Here is a 16,877-nt window from a genome sequence, read left to right on the forward strand (position 1 = left end):
CCGAATCATGAAATATCGGTGTTCCGCAGGGTGGAGCGGCCGGCGTGCCAGGCGGTGAGGAGCCGGTCGGCGAGCCGGTCCTCCAGATGGCCCGTGGCGTCGATGCCGAAGACGACGTCGTCCGCGAGGTGCGGCTCCTCGGCGAGCAGGCCGCCGATCACGTCGTGCCGTACGACCTGCTCGTGGACCGCGTCGGCCTCCACGTGCTCGTCGTAGAAGAACTCGGCGGCGGGGCCCGCGCCGGTGCGCCGCATGGCCTCCGCCAGCCGGTGCGAGCCGGGCGAGGAGGTGATCTCGACCGCCGCGAAGTGCCCCACGAGCGCGCCGCGCAGGGCGCGGTGCAGGCCGAAGAGGGACATCATGTTGACGGTCGCCAGCAGCTCCGCGCAGGCCGCGTCCAGATATCCGCCGTACGTGGTGTCCAGACCCAGGTCGGCCATCATGTCGGCGAAGAGCCGGGCGTGGACGCGTTCGGCCCGGCCGCCGCCGTACTCGTCGAACTCCACCGCCGCCATCCCGGCCTTGGCGCGGCCCCACAGCCGCGGCAGCACCCAGGCGTGCGGGTCGGCCTCCTTGAGGTGGTACAGCGAGCGCTGGGCGACGTACTCGCGCACCTGCCACAGCTCGCCCTCGTCGCGCAGGCAGTGGCTGACGCCCGTACCGTCCGCGGGTTCGACGAGCAGCTCCTTCACCGCGGCCTCGACGCTGTCGTGCACCGGGGTGTCCGCGCGCAGCGCGGTCAGGAAGCGGTCCTCCAGCGCGGCGCGCGCCCGCAGCAGGTCCGGATCCCATTCGAGGTCCGGGTCGACGCCTTCGAAGCCGCGGTAGTGCAGTTCGTAGCAGCAGTAGAGCGCGAGTTGCAGATCGTCCCCGTACGGCGCCGCCCGCCGGGCCGCCTCGGCGGACGGCGGCGGGCCCGTGCCGCGCAGCCGGGCGAGCACGGTGGCGGAGAGCGGGCCGCGCTCGGACGGCAGGCCGGGGCCGGGTCGGTCGTCAGTCATGCCGGCCGGGTACCCGGGGCGTCGGGGGTCACCCGTGGTGTGGTGGCGGCCGGGCCGGGTACCCCCGGGACTTATGAAGGCACTTGTCATCAATTGCACCCTCAAACGGTCGCCGGAGACCTCCAACACCGAGGCGCTGGCCCGCGTGGTCACCGAGCGGCTGGAGCAGGAGGGCGTCGAGACCGAGGTGGTACGGGCCGTCGACCTGGCCATCGAACCGGGGGTGACCAGCGAGGCGGTCACCGAGGGCGACGGCTGGCCCGCCGTGCACGAGAAGCTGCTGCGCTCGCAGATCCTGATCGTCGCCTCGCCGACCTGGCTCGCCCGTCCCTCCTCGGTGGCCCAGCGGGTCCTGGAGCGGATGGACGCCCTGATGTCCGAGACCGACGACGAGGACCGGCCGGTCGCCTACAACCGGGTCGCGGGCGTCGTCGTCACCGGCAACGAGGACGGCGCGCACCATGTGATCAGCGAGATCGCGGGCGGTCTCGGGGACATCGGCTACACCGTCCCCGGCCAGGCGTGGACGTACTGGCACCTCGGTCCCGGCCCCGGCCCCGACTACCTGGACGAGGAGCGCGGCCGCGAGTGGTCGCACCGCACCGCCCGCGCCATGGCCGCCAACCTGCACGGCGTGGCACGGGCACTGACGGAACGCCCGCTGGGCGCACCACCGCAGTGACCCTGCCGGGACCGGCGCCGGGGGCTCGGGGTGACGCTGCCGGGACCGGCGCCCCGGCCCGGGGTGGCCTTCCCAGGGCCGGCCCCCGGTCCGGGACCGGCGTCCGGGCGCTGGCTGGCCCTCCCGGGACCGGCGTCCCGGCCCGAGTCGCCCTCTCCCGAGAACCGGCCCCTGGTCCGGGGCGGCGCGCGGACTCGGGGTGACGCTCCCGGGACCGGCGTCCCGGCCCGGGAACGGGGTCAGCCCGGGGGGAAGGGTCAGGGTCCAGGCCCGGGGCTCAGCTCGGCGGTCCCGCGAGGCGCAGCGGTATCCCGCCCGTCTTCGCCGGTGCGGCCGGTTCCGTGTCGCGTTCGCTCGCCTCGGTCCACCAGGACGCGCCGTCCTCGATGTGCCGCAGCAGGACGCCCTCGCGGATCGCCCAGGGGCAGATGGCGACCGACTTCAGACCGGTCAGCTTCATGGCCGTGTGACCGACCACCGCGCCCGCCAGGCTCTGGCCGGCCCGGGGCGCCGAGATGCCGGGCAGCGCGGCCCGCTGATCGGCCGGCAGCAGAGCCAGCCGGTCGATCGACCTGCGCAGCTCCTTGCGGTGGAGCCGGCGCTGCACGAAGGGCCCGTGCCGTCCGGGCGCGGCGCCGCACAACCGCGCGAGCTGCTGGAACGTCCGTGACGTGGCCACCGCCGTGCGCGGCCCCTCCCAGCGGATCCGCGCCGCCACGTCCCGGAGCTGGTGGCGCACCTGGCGCCGCAGCGCCCGTACCGCCTCGGGCGTCGGCTCCTGCTGGTCGGCGAAGAACTCGCGGGTCAGCCGGTTGGCGCCGAGCGGCAGCGAGGCCACGAAGTCGGGCAGCCGGCCCCGGCCGAAGGCGACCTCCAGCGATCCGCCGCCGATGTCCAGCAGGGCCAGCGGGCCCGAGCGCCAGCCCATCCAGCGCCGCGCCGCGAGGAAGGTGAGCTCCGCCTCCTCCTCGCCCGGCAGGGTGCACAGCGGTACGCCGGACCCGGCCCGTACGGCCCGCAGCACCTCCCGGCGGTTGGGGGCGTTGCGGACCACGGCGGTGGCGAAGGACAGCGGCTCCGACGCGCCCCACCTGCGGGCCGTCCTGGCCGCCGCGCCCACCGCGTGCGCGAGCTGCCGCACCGCCTCGTCCGGGATGTGCCCGTCGGGTTCCACGAGCCCGGAGAGGCGCAGCCGCCACTTCGCGGTGTGCACCGGCAGCGGCACACCGCCCCGGGCGTCCGCGACCACCAGTCGAACCGTGTTCGAGCCCACATCCAATACGCTCAGTCGCATGCACCGGACCTACCCGGGTTCCGTCACGGCACGCACACATGTCCAGGGGCGGACGAAGCACGGGAGCGCATGGCACCCCACCCGGACCAGGGCATTCCTCTTAATGCATATGATGTGCAAGTGCATTCGATCATCATCAGGCCGGCGGCCCCGGACGACCTCGACGCGGCGCGCTCCGTCATGCTCGACACCGTCTACCGGGACTTCGGCACAGGCTACGTGCCCCGCTGGCACGGCGACATCATCGACCTCGAGGGCGCCTATCTGACGCCCGCCCGGCACACCCTGCTGGTGGCGGTCGACGGCGCCGACGGGCAGATCCTCGCCACCGCCGCGCTCGACTCCCGGGGACCGGCCCACCCGCCCAACCCGCGCCGGCTCGCCGAGCGCTACCCCTCCGGCGAGACCGCGCAACTGCGCCGCGTCTACGTGCGCCCCGGGCACCGGCGGCGCGGCCTGGCCCGCCGGCTGGTCCGGGAGCTGATCGCCTTCGCCGCCGCCGACGGCGGATACCGCGCCGTCTATCTGCACACCGACCCCGCCGTGCCGGGCGCCGAACCCTTCTGGCGGTCGCTGGGCACGGCCGTCCTCGACGAACGCGAGGAGCCCGGCGGCGAGTTCGGCGTCGTGCACTTCGAGGTCCCGCTGGTCCCGCCGGTCTGAGACCGCACCCCGCGGAGCGACCGGAGAATCCACCGGTACCACCGGTGGCAGAGAATCCACAGACACCAGAGAAAGAGGACCATGCGCCCTCCGCGCCCCGGCCGGTTCACCGCAGCGCTGCTGCTCCTGCCGCTGCTCTCCGCCTGCTTCGCCTCCGGCGGCGACGGCTCCTCCGGCGGCTCCGCGGACGGCGCCCGGCTGCGGGTCGCGCTCGCCTTCCCGCCCGCCGAGAACTTCTCCCCCTACGGGGCCGACGCCACCCTGCTGAGCCGGCTCGGCGTCACGGAGGGACTGACGCAGCTCGACGCCAACGGCACCGCCGCCCCCGCCCTCGCCGCCTCCTGGAAGCGCGAGAACGCCAAGAGCTGGCTGTTCACGCTGCGCGAGGCGGAGTTCCAGGACGGCACCGGGGTCACCCCGGCCGCGGTGGCTGCCGCGCTCGACCACGCCGCCGAGGCCGACCCGGTGCCCGCGGCGCTCTCCGGCATCACCCTCACCGCCGAGGCGGCCGAGGGCGACCAGGTCCGCGTCACCACCGCCGAGGCCGACCCCGCGCTGCCGCTGCGGCTGTCCAGCCCGGGACTCGCGATCCTCTCCCCGAAGGCGTACGGGAAGACGGTCTCGCCCGTCGGCACCGCCACCGGTCCCTTCGAACTGACCAAGACCACCGGTACCAGTACGGCCGCCCTCGACCGCTTCGACGACTACTGGGGCGGACGGGCCCAGGCGTCCGGCATCGACGCCAGGTTCGTCGCCGACGGCACCGCCCGCGCCAACGCCCTGCGCAGCGGCGACGTCGACATCGCCGAGGCCGTCCCGGTGTCCCAGGCGGCCTCGCTGGACAAGGGCACCGTCAAGGACACCGCCACCACCCGCACCACGAGCCTCCAGCTCAACACCCGCTCCGGCGCCTTCAAGGACGCGGAGGTCCGTGCCGCCGCCCGCGCCGCCGTCGACACCTCCACCCTCGCCAAGGGCGTCTACGAGGGGTACGCCGACCCCGGCGAGGGCGTCTTCGGACCCGCCGTGACCTGGGCGGCCGACCAGCGCGTGACCCCGTCCGGGCGCGCGGAGCCCGCGGCCGTCAAGGGCACGGGCATCACCCTGGCGACCTACGACAACCGGCCCGACCTGCCCGAGGTGGCGCAGGTGCTGAAGCAGCAGCTCGAGAAGGCCGGGTTCGAGGTGAGGCTCGTGGTGCGCGAGTACTCGCGCCTGGAGAGCGACGCGCTGGCGGGCAAGTTCGACGCGTTCGTCGGCGCCCGCAACGCGATGCTCGACACCGGTGACGCCGTCTCCGTCCTCGCCAGCGACTACACCTGCGACGGCAGCTACAACCTGTCCCGGCTCTGCGACAAGGCCGCCGACCGGGCCGTCGACCGCGCCGAGGCGGCCGCCGACACCGCCGCACGGCAGCGGGCCACGATGCAGGCCGAGGCCGCCGTCCTCGCCACCGACGCCGTCGTCCCGCTCGTCCACCAGCGGATCATCACCGGCGTCGGCACCGACGTCAGCGGCGTCCTCCTCGACCCCTACGAGCGCACGCTCGTCGGCACGGGGACCCGGCGCTGAACGGGCGGGACCGGCTCGCGCGCGCGGCGGCCGGCGGGGCCCGGGGCGGTTCCCCGCTGTGGCGGCTGGTCCTCGCCGCCGCGCTGGTGTGCGGGATCGGGCTGCTGCCGTGGGTCTCGCACACCGATCCCGCACGCACCGTGCTCGGCGCCCGGTACGGCGAACGCACCCCCACGCCCGACCTCGTGGCGTCGACGCGGGCCGACCTCGGCCTCGACGCGGGCCCGCTGCACCTGCTCGCCGACTGGCTCACCGGACTGCTGCGCGGCGACGCCGGACGGTCGTGGATCTCCGGCGACCCGGTCCTGCCGACCGTGCTGCACGCCTTCGGCGTCTCGCTGCTGCTGATGACCGTGGCCGCGCTGGTCGCCGCCGTCACGGCGGCGGCGGTGTGCGCCCGCACCCTGTGGCTCGGCACGCACCGGCGGCTCGCGGGACGCCGGCGGGGCGGCGGCGGGGCCGCGGTCCTCGCCACGCTGCCCGAGTTCCTCACCGGCTCCGTCCTCGCCACCGTGATCGGCGTACAGCTCGGCTGGCTGCCCGCCCTCGGCTGGTACGGGCCCCGGTGGACGGTGCTGCCCGCGCTCGCCCTCGGCCTGCCCGCCGGGGCGGTGCTCGGCCGGCTCCTCGCCGACCTGCTGCCGGGCGCCTTCGCCGAACCCTGGGCACCGGCCGCCGCCGCCCGCGGCATCCCCGGCCGGCGCATCGCCCGGCAGGCCCTGCGCCGCTGCGTGCCCGGACTCCTGCCGAACATCGGGCTGTTCGCCGTCGGGCTGACCGGCGGTTCGGTCGCCGTGGAGCAGATCTTCGACATCCCCGGACTCGGCCGCACCCTCCTGGAGTCCGCCCTCGCCCAGGACCTGCCCGTCCTCCAGACCGGCGTCCTGGTCCTCCTCGCGCTCGCCGCCGTCACCGGACTCGCCGCCCGCACCGGGGCCCGGCTCCTGACCGGACCCGCCCTGCGCGACGGCGCCCTGCCCACCCTGCACCGCCGTGCGGCACCCGCACGCGGCGTCGCGCCCCTCGTGTACGGCGGCCTGCTGCTCGCCGTCGTCGCCGCCGGACTGCCCCGCAACCCGCTCGCCCTCGACACCGGCGAGCGGCTGCGCGCGCCGTCCCGGGCCCATCCCTTCGGCACCGACGCCCTCGGCCGCGACGTCCTCGCCCGGGTCGCGCACGGCGCGCTCGACACCCTCGCGCTCGCCGTCGCGATCAGCGCCGTCTGCCTGGTCGCCGGGGTCCTGCTCGGACTGCTGCCCCGGCTGTCCGGGCCGCTGGCCGACACGGTCAACGCCGTACCGCCGGTCCTCGCCGGGCTGCTCGTCACCGCCGTCGCGGGCAGCGGAACGGCCACCCCCGCGCTCGCCGTCACGGCCGTCGCCTGGGCGCCGCTCGCCCTGCACACCGCCGCGCTGCTGCGCCAGGAACGGGCCACCCTGCACCTGACCGCGACCCGCGCACTCGGCGCCGGCCGCCGCCACCTGCTGCGCCGCGCCCTGCTGCCCGCCGTCCTGCCGCCCGTCACCCGGCACGCCCTGCTCCGCCTCCCCGGCACCGCGCTCGCGCTGGCCTCCCTCGGCTTCCTCGGCCTGGGCGCCCAGCCGCCGTCCCCCGAGTGGGGCCTGCTGCTCGCCGAGAACCAGCCGTACGCCGAACGAGCCCCGTGGGCGGTACTCGCCCCGGCCGCCGCACTCGCCCTCCTGGGCGCCCTGGCGGTGACCGCGGCGGGCGGCATCCGCCTCCGCCGCCGCCGCGCCGACGACCGCCCGACGCCCAAGGAGCCCCCGACCGGACCGGCCCTGCTCCAGCCGGTCCCGGGTCGGCCGGTCCCGGTCGCTCGCACCGGCGGGCGAACCCCCGCGTCGCGCACCCGGTGACGCGGGCGGTCACCGGTCCGGGTGTCCCGGGATGCCGGTGCGGGCCGCGTCCCGTAGCGATGGAGCATGGGTGTTCAGGAAGTGCGGGGTGCGGCGGGTGTGCCCGGGGTGTGGGACCGGCGGCTGTTCACCCGGGTGGCAGCGGCCCGGCTGCCGGGGGCGGGCCCGGTGCTGACCCGGCTGAGCCGCTCCGCCGACCACGGCAGGCTCTGGCTCGGCACGGCGGCGGTCCTCGCTGCGGCGGGCGGCCGTACCGCCCGGCGGGCCGCCCTGCGCGGCGCGGGTTCACTCGCGCTGGCCTCGCTCACGGTCAACACGGTCGCCAAGTGGGGCGCCCGGCGCCCGCGCCCGCTCGCCGACCCCGTACCGCCGGTCCGGCGGCTGAGGCACCCGCCGCACACCACCTCTTTCCCCTCGGGACACGCCGCCTCGGCCGCCGCCTTCGCCACCGGGGTCGCCCTGGAGTCCACCCGGTACGGCGTCCTGGCCGCCCCGCTCGCCGCGGCCGTCGCCTTCTCCCGGGTCTACGTCGGCGTGCACTACCCCGGTGACGTGCTGGCCGGTGCGGCGGTCGGCGCCGCGGCGGCCGTGCTCACCTGCCACTGGTGGCCGCCGCGCGCCGTGGCCCCGGAGCGCGAACGTCCCGCGTCCGGCGCGCCCGCGCTGCCCGCCGGGCGGGGACTGGTCGTCGTCGTCAACACCCGGGCCGGATCCGGTGCTTCGAGGGTGCCGCTGCCGCACACCGAGCGGCTGCGGGCCCTGCTGCCCGACGCCGAACTGATCGAGTGCGGGCCGGACAGCGACCTCACCGCGCTGCTCGGCGAGGCGGCGGCCCGGGCCGCGGCGGCCGGTGGCGCGCTCGGTGTCTGCGGCGGCGACGGCAGCGTCAACGCCGCGGCCCGCCTGGCCTCCGCACGCGGGCTGCCGCTCGCGGTGTTCCCCGGCGGCACCCTCAACCACTTCGCGCAGGACGTGGGCGTCCCCGGGTTCGAGGACACCGCCGGCGCGGTGACCCGGGGCGAGGCGGTGGCCGTCGACGTCGCCGTGGCGACCCCGGCCACGGGGGAGGAGGTGCGGTTCCTGAACACCTTCAGCATCGGTGTGTTCCCGGAACTCGTGCACATGAGGGAGCAGTTGCAACACCGGATGGGCAAGTGGCCCGCCGGGGCCGTCGCCCTGGTCAGGGCGCTGCGCACCGCAGTGCCGCTGGAGCTGCTGGTCGACGGCCGGCCCCGCAGGCTGTGGCTGCTCTTCGCGGGCAACGGCCGCTGTCTGCCCGACGGTTTCGCCCCGCGCCACCGGCAGCGGCTCGACGACGGGCTGATCGACCTGCGCATGATCGACGGCGCGCACCGCCTCGCCCGTACCCGGGTGGTGCTCTCGGCGCTCGCCGGAGTGCTCGGCCGCTCCCGCGTCTACAGCGCCGAGACCGTGCCGGGAGTGCGGCTGGCCGGCCTCAGGGGCACGGACAGACTCGCCTACGACGGGGAGGTGGCTGCGGCACCGGCGGGACTGAGGCTGGACAAGCACCGGCGGGGGCTCGTCGTCTACCGGCCGGCCGCGTCGCACTGAGCCCCCGGTCGCTCACCGCATCTGACGCCGTACCAGCTCGTGCAGGCGTCCGCCGGTGTCCGCGAGGAGCTGCGCGGGCGGGCCCTGCTGGGCGACCTTTCCGTCCTCCATCACGATGACCCGGTCGGCGTCCAGGACGGTGGACAGCCGGTGCGCGATCACCACCCGGGTCGCGTTCAGCGCCTTGGTGCTCTCGATGACCGTGCGCTGGGTGTCGTTGTCCAGGGCGCTGGTCGCCTCGTCGAAGAAGAGGATGCGCGGTCTGCGGATCAGCGCCTGGGCGATCATCAGGCGCTGCCGCTGCCCGCCGGAGACCGCGCCGCTGCCCGACACGATGGTGTGCAGCCCCATGGGCATCCGCTCGATGTCCTCGGCGAGCCCCGCCATCCCGGCGGCGGCCATCGCCTCCTCGGGCGTGTACGGCTCGGTGCCGCAGATGCAGTCCAGGATCGACCCGGTGAACGGCTGCGCGTGCTGGAGCACCACCCCGCACTGCCGCCGCACGGCGGACCGGTCCAGGGCGGCCAGGTCCTGGCCGTCGTAGAGGACGCTGCCGGACAGCGGCTTGTCGAAGCCGATCAGCAGGCGCAGCAGCGTCGACTTGCCGCAGCCGCTGGGCCCGACGATCGCCACGAACTCACCGGCCCCGATGTCGAAGGACACGTCGTCCAGGACGAGCGGGCCGTCGTCGGAGTACCGGAAGGACAGCCCGCGCGCCTCGACGGCGCCGGTCAGCACGCCGGGGCGGGTGCTCGACGTCCGTACCTCCGGCGTCGCGTCCAGCACCGGGCGGATCTCCTCGAACATCGGCAGCGCGGCGGCGGCCGACACGAAGGCGCTGGTGAGCTGGGTGACCGAGGTCAGCACCATGGTCACCGAGGTGTTGAAGGTGAGGAACGCGGCGGCGGACAGCGAACCGCGCGCCGGACCCGCGAGCAGCATGAACATCACCAGCGAGCACAGCGGGAGGTACACCGAGCCCAGCACGGTGGTGAGGTTCTTGATGCGGCCGACCTTCTGCTGGAGCTCGCGGCTGCGCGCGAACTCGCCCGCCCAGGCGGCGTACGCGTAGTTCTCGGCCGCGGCCACCCGCAGCTTCGGCAGGCCCCTGAGGGTCTGGAAGGCTTGGTTGTTCAGCTTGTTGCTCAGCACCACGAGGCGCCGCTGCCAGCGCAGTTGCCACAGGCCGAGCCCCAGGAACACCGCGGCGATGACGACGAGCATGCCGATCGCGGCCAGCGCCATCGGCACGCTGTACCAGAGCAGCAGCGCCAGGTTGAGCGCGCCGATCGTGCCCGCCTGCGCGATGGTCGGACCGATCCCGGCCAGCAGCCGGCGGATGGCGCTGATGCCCATGGCGGCACTGGCCAGTTCGCCCGTGGAGCGAGAGGTGAAGAACTTGGTGGGCAGGCGCAGCAGCCGGTCCCACACGGCCGGCTGGAGCGTGGCCTCGACGCGCCCCTCCATCCGCAGCATGGTCAGGTTCTGGAGCAGCATGAAGGCCGCCGAGACGACACTGCTGACGATGATCGCCAAGCAGACCTGCACGATCAGCTCGTGCTGTGCCTTCGGCACGTACTCGCCGAGCACCTTGCCGGTGGCGATCGGGACGAGCGCGCCGACCGCCACGGTCACCAGACCGCTGACGGCCAGGTTGCGCACGTCGCCGCCGGTGCCGCGCAGACAGAACCGCATGAGCCGCAGCGGACCGAGCCGGTGGTCGGGCAGCGGCCGGTAGAACATCACGGCCCGCGGCTCGAACTCCGCCGCGTTCTCCTTCTCCACCGGCGTCTCCCGCCCGGAGGACGGGTGCACCGCCACGTAGCCGCCGCGCCGCCACAGCAGCGCGACCGGCGCTCCCGACACGGCGCGGTGGCCGACCAGCGGTCCGATGTCGTCGTGCCACCAGCGCCCGTCGAGCCGGACGGCGCGGGTGCGTACGCGCGCGGCGAGCGCGATCCGCTCCACCGGGTCGAGCCGGTCGCTCTCGGCGCCGTTGCGCGCGGGCTCGGCCAGCGTGATCCCGCACGCTCCCGCGACCAGCCTGCACGCCGCGTAGGTGGCGTCCGCGTCGGTCCCGGTGGGGCGCTTCCCGGTCCGCTTCCCGATCGACGCGAGCAGCGTACGGTCGGCCTGGGCGCGCACCGCCTCGCCCGCCTTGATCCCGGCGGCCGTGCGGTGCTCGTGGCTCTGCTCCAGTTGCTCGATCCACCGGTCGAGCGTGGTCAGCAGCCGGTACTGCTGGTCGACCATGGACTGCCAGACCGCGGGGTCCATCAGCAGATCGGCCGCCGCCTGAGCCCCGTACAGCGAGCCGTACTGGACGCTGCCCGGCGGCACCTGCATCCAGAAGACGTCGTCGTCGTCCCCCACGCTCGAATGGACCCGCGCGGGGGCACCCCCAGGCGCCGCCGCCCGTTCGGTGGCCATCGGGGCCTGGAAGAGGATCGACAGGCTCCGGCCGACGCCGAGTGCGAGGGCGTACTCCAGCGGGCTGGTGGTCGGCGGCACGTACTGCGGATTGCCGTACGCGTCGTACGACCAGGTCTCGGTGGTGGCCTGCTGGTACAGCTCGCGCAGCTCGATCCGGCGCACCACGCAGTCCCGCAGCGGGCGGCCGACCAGGGTGTGCCGCGGTCCCGCGACCGGGCCGAGCAGCAGCGTACCCGCTTCCAGCCGGCCGAGGTGGTGCCACTGGCCCTGCTGCACGGCGTCCACCGCGTACAGGTCGACGGCGCCCGCCGCGACCAGCCACAGCACCTGCGGGCCTTCGAGGTCGAGCCGGTTGCGGCCGGAGCAGTCGACGGGCGCGCCCATCGTGCCGAGCGCCCCGAGGACCAGATCACCGTCGTGCTGGACCGTCGTCATCTCACCGCTCCCTGACCAGCTCGGCGTACGGACCGCCGGCCGCCACCAGGGCGTCGTGCCGCCCGCGCTCCACGATGGTGCCGTGCTGGAGCACCACGATCTCGTCGCTGTCGCGCACGGTGCTCAGCCGGTGCGCGATCACCACGCAGGCGCAGCCGCGGCGGCGCAGATTGTCGATGACGACCTGCTCCGTCTCCGCGTCGAGCGCGCTGGTCACCTCGTCGAGCACCAGGATGCTGGGGTCGCGCACCAGCGCGCGGGCGATCTCCAGGCGCTGGCGCTGCCCGCCGGAGAAGTTCCGCCCGTCCTGCTCGACCCGGCTGTGGATGCCGCCGGGCCTGCGCGTCACCACGTCGTACAGGGCCGCGTCCTTCAGCGCCTCCTCCACGGCGTCGTCCGGGATCGAGGGGTCCCACAGCGCCACGTTGTCGCGGACCGTGCCCTCGAAGAGGAAGACGTCCTGGTCGACGAAGGAGACCGAGGAGGCGAGTGAGCCCCGCGGGATGTCCTCCAGCCGGCGGCCGTCGATGCGGATGACGCCCTCCCACGGCGCGTAGAGGCCGGAGATCAGCCGGGAGACCGTGGACTTGCCGCTGCCGGAGCCGCCGACCAGCGCCACCTGCTGCCCGGGGCCCACCGTCAGCGAGAAGCCGGTGAGCAGCGGCTTGTCCAGCGGGCTGTAGCCGAACGTGATGTTCTCCAGCTCCACATGACCGTGCAGCCGCCGGGCCGGACCCGCCGAGCCGGTACGGGCGTACAGCGGGTCCGCCTCGAAGTTCTCCACGTCCTTCAGGCGGGCCACGTCGGCCGCGAAGTCCTGGATGCGGCCCGCGACGCCGTTCAGCCGGGTGATCGGCGCGGTGAAGCGGGTGACCAGCGCCTGGAAGGCGACCAGCAGACCCACCGAGATGTGGCCCTCGACCGCGCGCAGTCCGCCGATCCACAGGATCAGCGCGCTGTTCAGCGTGGCCAGCGTGGGTGCGACGACGCCCAGCCAGGCGCTCGGCACCCCGAGCCGCTGCTGCTCCTCCAGCGTGGTGGCGTGCTGACCGGCCCACTTGCGGAAGTAGCCGTCCTCGCCGCCGGTCGCCTTCATCGTCTCGATCAACTGGAGCCCGGTGTACGCGGTGTTGGTCAGCCGGGCGGTGTCCGCGCGCAGCTTCGCGGTCCGGGTGGCGCGCAGCCGCACCACCACTCGCATCGCCACCACGTTCAGCAGCGCCACGCCCACGCCGACGGCCGTGAGCTGCGGGTCGTAGGTGTAGAGCAGCACGGCGTACAGCACCACGACGACCGCGTCCACGCCCGCCGCCGCCAGGTCGCGGGAGAGCGTCTCGGCCACCGCGTCGTTGGACTGGAGGCGCTGCACCAGGTCGGCCGGGCTGCGCTGGGCGAAGAAGGTCACCGGCAGCCGCAGCAGGTGCCGCAGGAAACGGGCGCTGCTCAGCGTCGAGGAGATCAGCCGCCCGCGCAGCAGGTTGGCCTGTTGCAGCCAGGTCAGCACCACCGTGAGCACCACGCAGGCGCCCATCGACGTGAACAGCACGCCGAGCAGCGAGGACTGGCCGCCGATCAGGAACATGTCGATGTAGGTGCGGCTGAGCGCGGGCACCGCCGCGCCGACCGCCACAAGCAGCAGGCTCGCCAGGACCGCCGCGGGCATGGTGCCCGAGGTGCCGCGCAGCCGGGCGGGCATGGCACCGAGCACGCCCGGCCTGCGCCCGCCCTTCTCGAAGTCCGGGCCCGGCTCCATGACCAGGACGACGCCGGTGAAGCTGGAGTCGAAGTCCTCCATGGGCACGAACCGGCGGCCCTTGCCGGGGTCGTTGATGTGCACCCCGCGGCGGCCGAAGCGCCGCCCCGTGCCGTCGTAGACGACGTAGTGGTTGAACTCCCAGAACAGCACGGCGGGCGCCCGCACCTCGGCCAGCGCCGCCGTGTCCATCTGCATGCCCTTGGCGGTCAGGCCGTAACTGCGCGCCGCCTTCAGCAGGTTGCCGGCGCGCGAGCCGTCCCGGGACACACCGCAGGCGATGCGCAGCTCTTCGAGGGGGACGTGCCGTCCGTAGTGCCCGAGCACCATGGCCAGCGAGGCGGCGCCGCACTCGACGGCCTCCATCTGGAGCACGGTGGGGGTGCGGACGCTGCCGTGCCGGTTCATCGGCAGAGTACGTCTGGGCGGGGCCGCGCGGCGTCTGCCCCGGACGGGCGGGGGCAGGGTGTCCTGGGGAGCGGTCACGGCAGCAGCCAATCGACGGGGCGCTGGTCGGCCAGCCGGATCGAACCGGTGGCCAGGGTCATGGACTCCAGCGCGTACGGCGGCCCCTCGGCGGACGACCACCGGTAGCCGCTCTTCGTCACGGACGACGGATCGAGGCGGACCAGGACGGCCACCGGACGGCCCTTCTCGGTGAACTGCTCGCCGAGCTGGCTGTCCCCGAGGAACGCGGTGATCTGCTGCCGGGTCTGCGCGGTCCGCTCGACCGCCTTCACATGGCCGCGCAGCACGCCGTACTCCTGCGTGGGCACGGACTGGACGGTCAGGTCCACGGCCGCGTCCGCCGGGATGGTGCCGGCGTTCTCCGCCGGGACGTACACCGTCGCGTACAGCGGGTCGTCGGCCTTCGCGACCTTCTCGACGGCGGCGACGCTCGCCCCGGTGGTGATGACGGCGCCGATGGTCGCGGCGAGGGAGGTGATACGGCCCGCGGCGACGGTGCGGACGACGGCCGTCGTGCCGTCGGCCGTCCTGACCTTCAGCACGGGCGCGTTCGCGGCGAGCCGCCGGCCCTGCTCGGCGACGACCGCGGTGACCTGGCCTGCGACCGGGCTCTGGAGTACGTAACTGCCCTGGCCGTGGGTGAGGACGGCGGGCGCGCCGACCGTGGCGGAGACGGTGCCCGTCACCGCCCAGACGGACGCGGCGGCCATGACGGCCACCGTGACGCAGAGCACGAGCCAGCCCTGCGGCCGGGCGAACCGCACCGGCAGGTCGAGATCCTCGGGCGACTGGAGCTTGGCGAGGGCCTGTTGGCGGAACTGCACGGAATGTCCCTCACCTGTGTCCGGGGTGTGCCACGGCATCACCCGAGTCCCGGAACCGGGGAGTGGTTCCGGGACTCGGGCGGCACGGATGTGCGATCAGAGGCCGGCGACCAGGCCGGTGACCGGGGCGGTGTTCAGGCCGGTCACGCCCTCGACGGTGCCGACGGCGGTGCCCACGACGCCCGAGACCGGGGCGACGGAGTCGACCAGGCCGGTGACGGTGCCGACGGCGTGCACGGACAGACCACCGGAGACGTTGTCGAGCTCGGCGTCGGAGATCTCGGCGGTCTCGAAACGGGGGGTGGAGTTCATGATGGAACTTCCCTTCGTATGGATATTCATAAGGGGGGAGCGGCCCCCTCTGGGGACAGATGGTCGGCCGCGACCGCGGGTGAGCGGCTCCGTTGCCGGAACCCCCGTGCGACCCCCGCGGTGCAACGGATCAAAGCACGGTGGCGCGCCGCGCTTCCAATCAACCACCGCTCTCACCAGGGGTCTTGGGCGCCGGGGCGGTACATCCGTGCAGAAGCGGCCACGACTTGGCGATCAGTTCTTCACACGCCCGGCAGATATCGATCGGCACATGGTCTTGCGGCCGCGGAAGTGAAAAGGACAGTACGGACCCAAAGGCGCCGGGTGTGAATTCCCGTGTGAAGGGGTGCTGTCCGCGGTGACTCCGCTGCGCATTCGATGTGCAGATTCGCTGAAGCCGGGATTCCGCCGCCGATGGCGTACGGAAAGCGATGGGCCGGTCGCGCAGCGTTCACCGAGGTGTTCCGTGGGGCCGGAACAGCAATTGTTTCCTCCGGTTGAACGCCCCGTGCGGCACGTCCGTATCAACTGCCATCCAGGCGCCCCCACAGTCAGCTGCCGGACGGCGGCTCGGACCCCGTCCCCAGGAGGTCGAGAGTTGAGTAGCAGTAGCAGCAGGAGTCACAAGCGCATACCCAAGCGCAAGGCCGCGATCGCGGCCGGAAGCGTGGTGGCGCTAGGAGCGGCGGCGCTCGTACTGCCCAATGCCATGGCGTCCCAGACGGATTCGGACGACGCCACCCCCAAGACGTTCAAGGCGGCCGACGTCCCCGGCCTCGCCTCGCAGCTCGCCTCCCAGCTGGGCGAGGCGTTCGCCGGGTCCTACTACGACGCCGGCAAGCAGCAGATCATCGTGAACGTCGTCGGCGACAACAGCAACGTCGTCAACCAGATCCGCAAGGCCGGCGCGGTCCCCAACCAGGTGAACAACACCACCGCCACGCTGAAGGCCGCCGCGGGCACCCTGAAGACCGAGGCGACCATCCCCGGCACCGCCTGGTCCGTCGACCCGAAGACCAACGAGATCCGGGTCACCGCCGACAGAACGGTCAGCGCCGCCGAATGGAACACCCTCACCTCGACGGTGAAGTCCCTCGGCTCGGACGTGGCGACTGTGAAACGGTCCGCCGGTGAGTTCAAGACCTTCGTCGAGGGCGGCGACGCCATCTTCGGCGGCGGCGCCCGGTGCTCCCTCGGCTTCAACGTCACCACGGGCGACGGCGCCCCGGCCTTCCTGACCGCGGGCCACTGCGGGGTCGCGGCCGACGCGTGGTCGGACTCGCAGAACGGCGAGCCCATCGCCACCGTCGACCAGGCGACCTTCCCCGGTGACGGCGACTTCGCGCTGGTCACGTACGACGACCCGGCCACCGAGGCGCCCAGCACCGTCAATGTCGGCAACGGCCAGACCGTGGAGATCACCCAGGCCGCGGAGGCGGCCGTCGGCCAGCAGGTCTTCCGGATGGGCAGCACCACGGGCCTGAACGACGGCACGGTCACCGGCCTCGACGCCACCGTGAACTACCCCGAGGGCACGGTCACCGGACTGATCCAGACCGACGTCTGCGCCGAGCCGGGCGACAGCGGCGGCTCGCTGTTCACCCAGGACGGCAGCGCGATCGGCCTGACCTCGGGCGGCAGCGGCGACTGCACCATCGGCGGCGAGACCTTCTTCCAGCCGGTCACCACGGCACTGGAGGCGGTCGGCGCCACCCTCGGCGACGCGGGCGCGGGCGCCGGCGGCGAGGAGGCCGGTGGCGAGGAGGCCGGCGGTGCCGGTGACGCGGGCGCGGGCGACGACGCGGGCGCCGGTGACGAGGCCGGCGACGACGCGGGCGCCGGCACGGCGGACCCGTCGGCTCCGGCCGACGAGGGCACGGGCCAGGACACCGGCGAGGGCGCGGACGGCGGCGCGGCCGTCAGCGGCCAGGACTACTGAGCCGGGCGGCCCGGTAGTACTCCCGGGCGCGGCGCGGGACGGGTGACCGTCC

Annotated in this window: 12 protein-coding genes; 6 read left to right on the top strand and 6 right to left on the bottom strand. The window is 74.2% G+C overall.

Annotated elements, in window-relative coordinates:
* Nucleotides 1–5: 5 nt before the first annotated feature.
* Nucleotides 6–1,001, bottom strand: a complete 996-nt coding sequence (locus ACFV6E_RS36840) for an iron-containing redox enzyme family protein (protein WP_385467673.1) — start codon at nt 999–1,001, stop codon at nt 6–8.
* Nucleotides 1,002–1,074: 73 nt separating this feature from the next.
* Between ACFV6E_RS36840 and ACFV6E_RS36845 the strand changes: the two genes are divergently transcribed.
* Complete coding sequence (locus ACFV6E_RS36845; protein ID WP_385166241.1) at nt 1,075–1,683, top strand: flavodoxin family protein; 609 nt, start codon at nt 1,075–1,077, stop codon at nt 1,681–1,683.
* A 277-nt stretch (nt 1,684–1,960) separates the two neighbouring features.
* Here ACFV6E_RS36845 and ACFV6E_RS36850 read toward each other — a convergent pair whose 3' ends face one another.
* Complete coding sequence (locus ACFV6E_RS36850; RefSeq protein ID WP_385166239.1) at nt 1,961–2,977, bottom strand: Ppx/GppA family phosphatase; 1,017 nt, start codon at nt 2,975–2,977, stop codon at nt 1,961–1,963.
* Nucleotides 2,978–3,097: 120 nt separating this feature from the next.
* Between ACFV6E_RS36850 and ACFV6E_RS36855 the strand changes: the two genes are divergently transcribed.
* The 4 genes from ACFV6E_RS36855 to ACFV6E_RS36870 all read left to right on the top strand — a co-directional run bounded on the left by ACFV6E_RS36855 (nt 3,098) and on the right by ACFV6E_RS36870 (nt 8,661).
* Nucleotides 3,098–3,640, top strand: coding sequence for a GNAT family N-acetyltransferase (locus ACFV6E_RS36855; protein ID WP_385467675.1), 543 nt, complete (start codon nt 3,098–3,100; stop codon nt 3,638–3,640).
* An 81-nt stretch (nt 3,641–3,721) separates the two neighbouring features.
* Complete coding sequence (locus ACFV6E_RS36860) at nt 3,722–5,212, top strand: ABC transporter substrate-binding protein (RefSeq protein WP_385467678.1); 1,491 nt, start codon at nt 3,722–3,724, stop codon at nt 5,210–5,212.
* 347 nt (nt 5,213–5,559) lie between these two features.
* Nucleotides 5,560–7,089 (top strand): ABC transporter permease subunit, encoded by a 1,530-nt coding sequence (locus ACFV6E_RS36865; RefSeq protein WP_385467692.1) that lies wholly within the window; start codon nt 5,560–5,562, stop codon nt 7,087–7,089.
* 66 nt (nt 7,090–7,155) lie between these two features.
* Nucleotides 7,156–8,661: a bifunctional phosphatase PAP2/diacylglycerol kinase family protein gene (locus ACFV6E_RS36870; RefSeq protein WP_385166236.1), complete on the top strand. Its 1,506-nt coding sequence runs from the start codon at nt 7,156–7,158 to the stop codon at nt 8,659–8,661.
* A gap of 12 nt (nt 8,662–8,673) precedes the next feature.
* Here the strand turns inward: ACFV6E_RS36870 and ACFV6E_RS36875 are convergent, their stop codons facing one another.
* The 4 genes from ACFV6E_RS36875 to ACFV6E_RS36890 form a co-directional block, all read right to left on the bottom strand.
* Nucleotides 8,674–11,529, bottom strand: coding sequence for an NHLP bacteriocin export ABC transporter permease/ATPase subunit (locus tag ACFV6E_RS36875; RefSeq protein ID WP_385467681.1), 2,856 nt, complete (start codon nt 11,527–11,529; stop codon nt 8,674–8,676).
* Nucleotide 11,530: 1 nt separating this feature from the next.
* Nucleotides 11,531–13,690: an NHLP family bacteriocin export ABC transporter peptidase/permease/ATPase subunit gene (locus ACFV6E_RS36880; protein WP_385166279.1), complete on the bottom strand. Its 2,160-nt coding sequence runs from the start codon at nt 13,688–13,690 to the stop codon at nt 11,531–11,533.
* Between the two features lie 74 nt (nt 13,691–13,764).
* Nucleotides 13,765–14,574 (bottom strand): HlyD family efflux transporter periplasmic adaptor subunit, encoded by an 810-nt coding sequence (locus ACFV6E_RS36885; RefSeq protein WP_385467684.1) that lies wholly within the window; start codon nt 14,572–14,574, stop codon nt 13,765–13,767.
* A gap of 96 nt (nt 14,575–14,670) precedes the next feature.
* Complete coding sequence (locus tag ACFV6E_RS36890; RefSeq protein ID WP_385166231.1) at nt 14,671–14,886, bottom strand: type A2 lantipeptide; 216 nt, start codon at nt 14,884–14,886, stop codon at nt 14,671–14,673.
* A gap of 598 nt (nt 14,887–15,484) precedes the next feature.
* On the opposite strand from ACFV6E_RS36890, the gene ACFV6E_RS36895 reads away from it, so the two are divergent.
* Nucleotides 15,485–16,825 (top strand): S1 family peptidase, encoded by a 1,341-nt coding sequence (locus tag ACFV6E_RS36895; protein WP_385166230.1) that lies wholly within the window; start codon nt 15,485–15,487, stop codon nt 16,823–16,825.
* Nucleotides 16,826–16,877: the final 52 nt, after the last annotated feature.

It is taken from the genome of Streptomyces sp. NPDC059785 (assembly GCF_042732375.1).
Lineage (GTDB): Bacteria > Actinomycetota > Actinomycetes > Streptomycetales > Streptomycetaceae > Streptomyces.

Coding starts and splice junctions, on each gene's coding strand:
- ACFV6E_RS36840 (WP_385467673.1), bottom strand. CDS start 1,001: ATGACTGACGACCGACCCGGCCCCGGCCTGCCGTCCGAGCGCGGCCCG.
- ACFV6E_RS36845 (WP_385166241.1), top strand. CDS start 1,075: ATGAAGGCACTTGTCATCAATTGCACCCTCAAACGGTCGCCGGAGACC.
- ACFV6E_RS36850 (WP_385166239.1), bottom strand. CDS start 2,977: ATGCGACTGAGCGTATTGGATGTGGGCTCGAACACGGTTCGACTGGTG.
- ACFV6E_RS36860 (WP_385467678.1), top strand. CDS start 3,722: ATGCGCCCTCCGCGCCCCGGCCGGTTCACCGCAGCGCTGCTGCTCCTG.
- ACFV6E_RS36865 (WP_385467692.1), top strand. CDS start 5,560: ATGACCGTGGCCGCGCTGGTCGCCGCCGTCACGGCGGCGGCGGTGTGC.
- ACFV6E_RS36870 (WP_385166236.1), top strand. CDS start 7,156: ATGGGTGTTCAGGAAGTGCGGGGTGCGGCGGGTGTGCCCGGGGTGTGG.
- ACFV6E_RS36875 (WP_385467681.1), bottom strand. CDS start 11,529: ATGACGACGGTCCAGCACGACGGTGATCTGGTCCTCGGGGCGCTCGGC.
- ACFV6E_RS36880 (WP_385166279.1), bottom strand. CDS start 13,690: ATGAACCGGCACGGCAGCGTCCGCACCCCCACCGTGCTCCAGATGGAG.
- ACFV6E_RS36890 (WP_385166231.1), bottom strand. CDS start 14,886: ATGAACTCCACCCCCCGTTTCGAGACCGCCGAGATCTCCGACGCCGAG.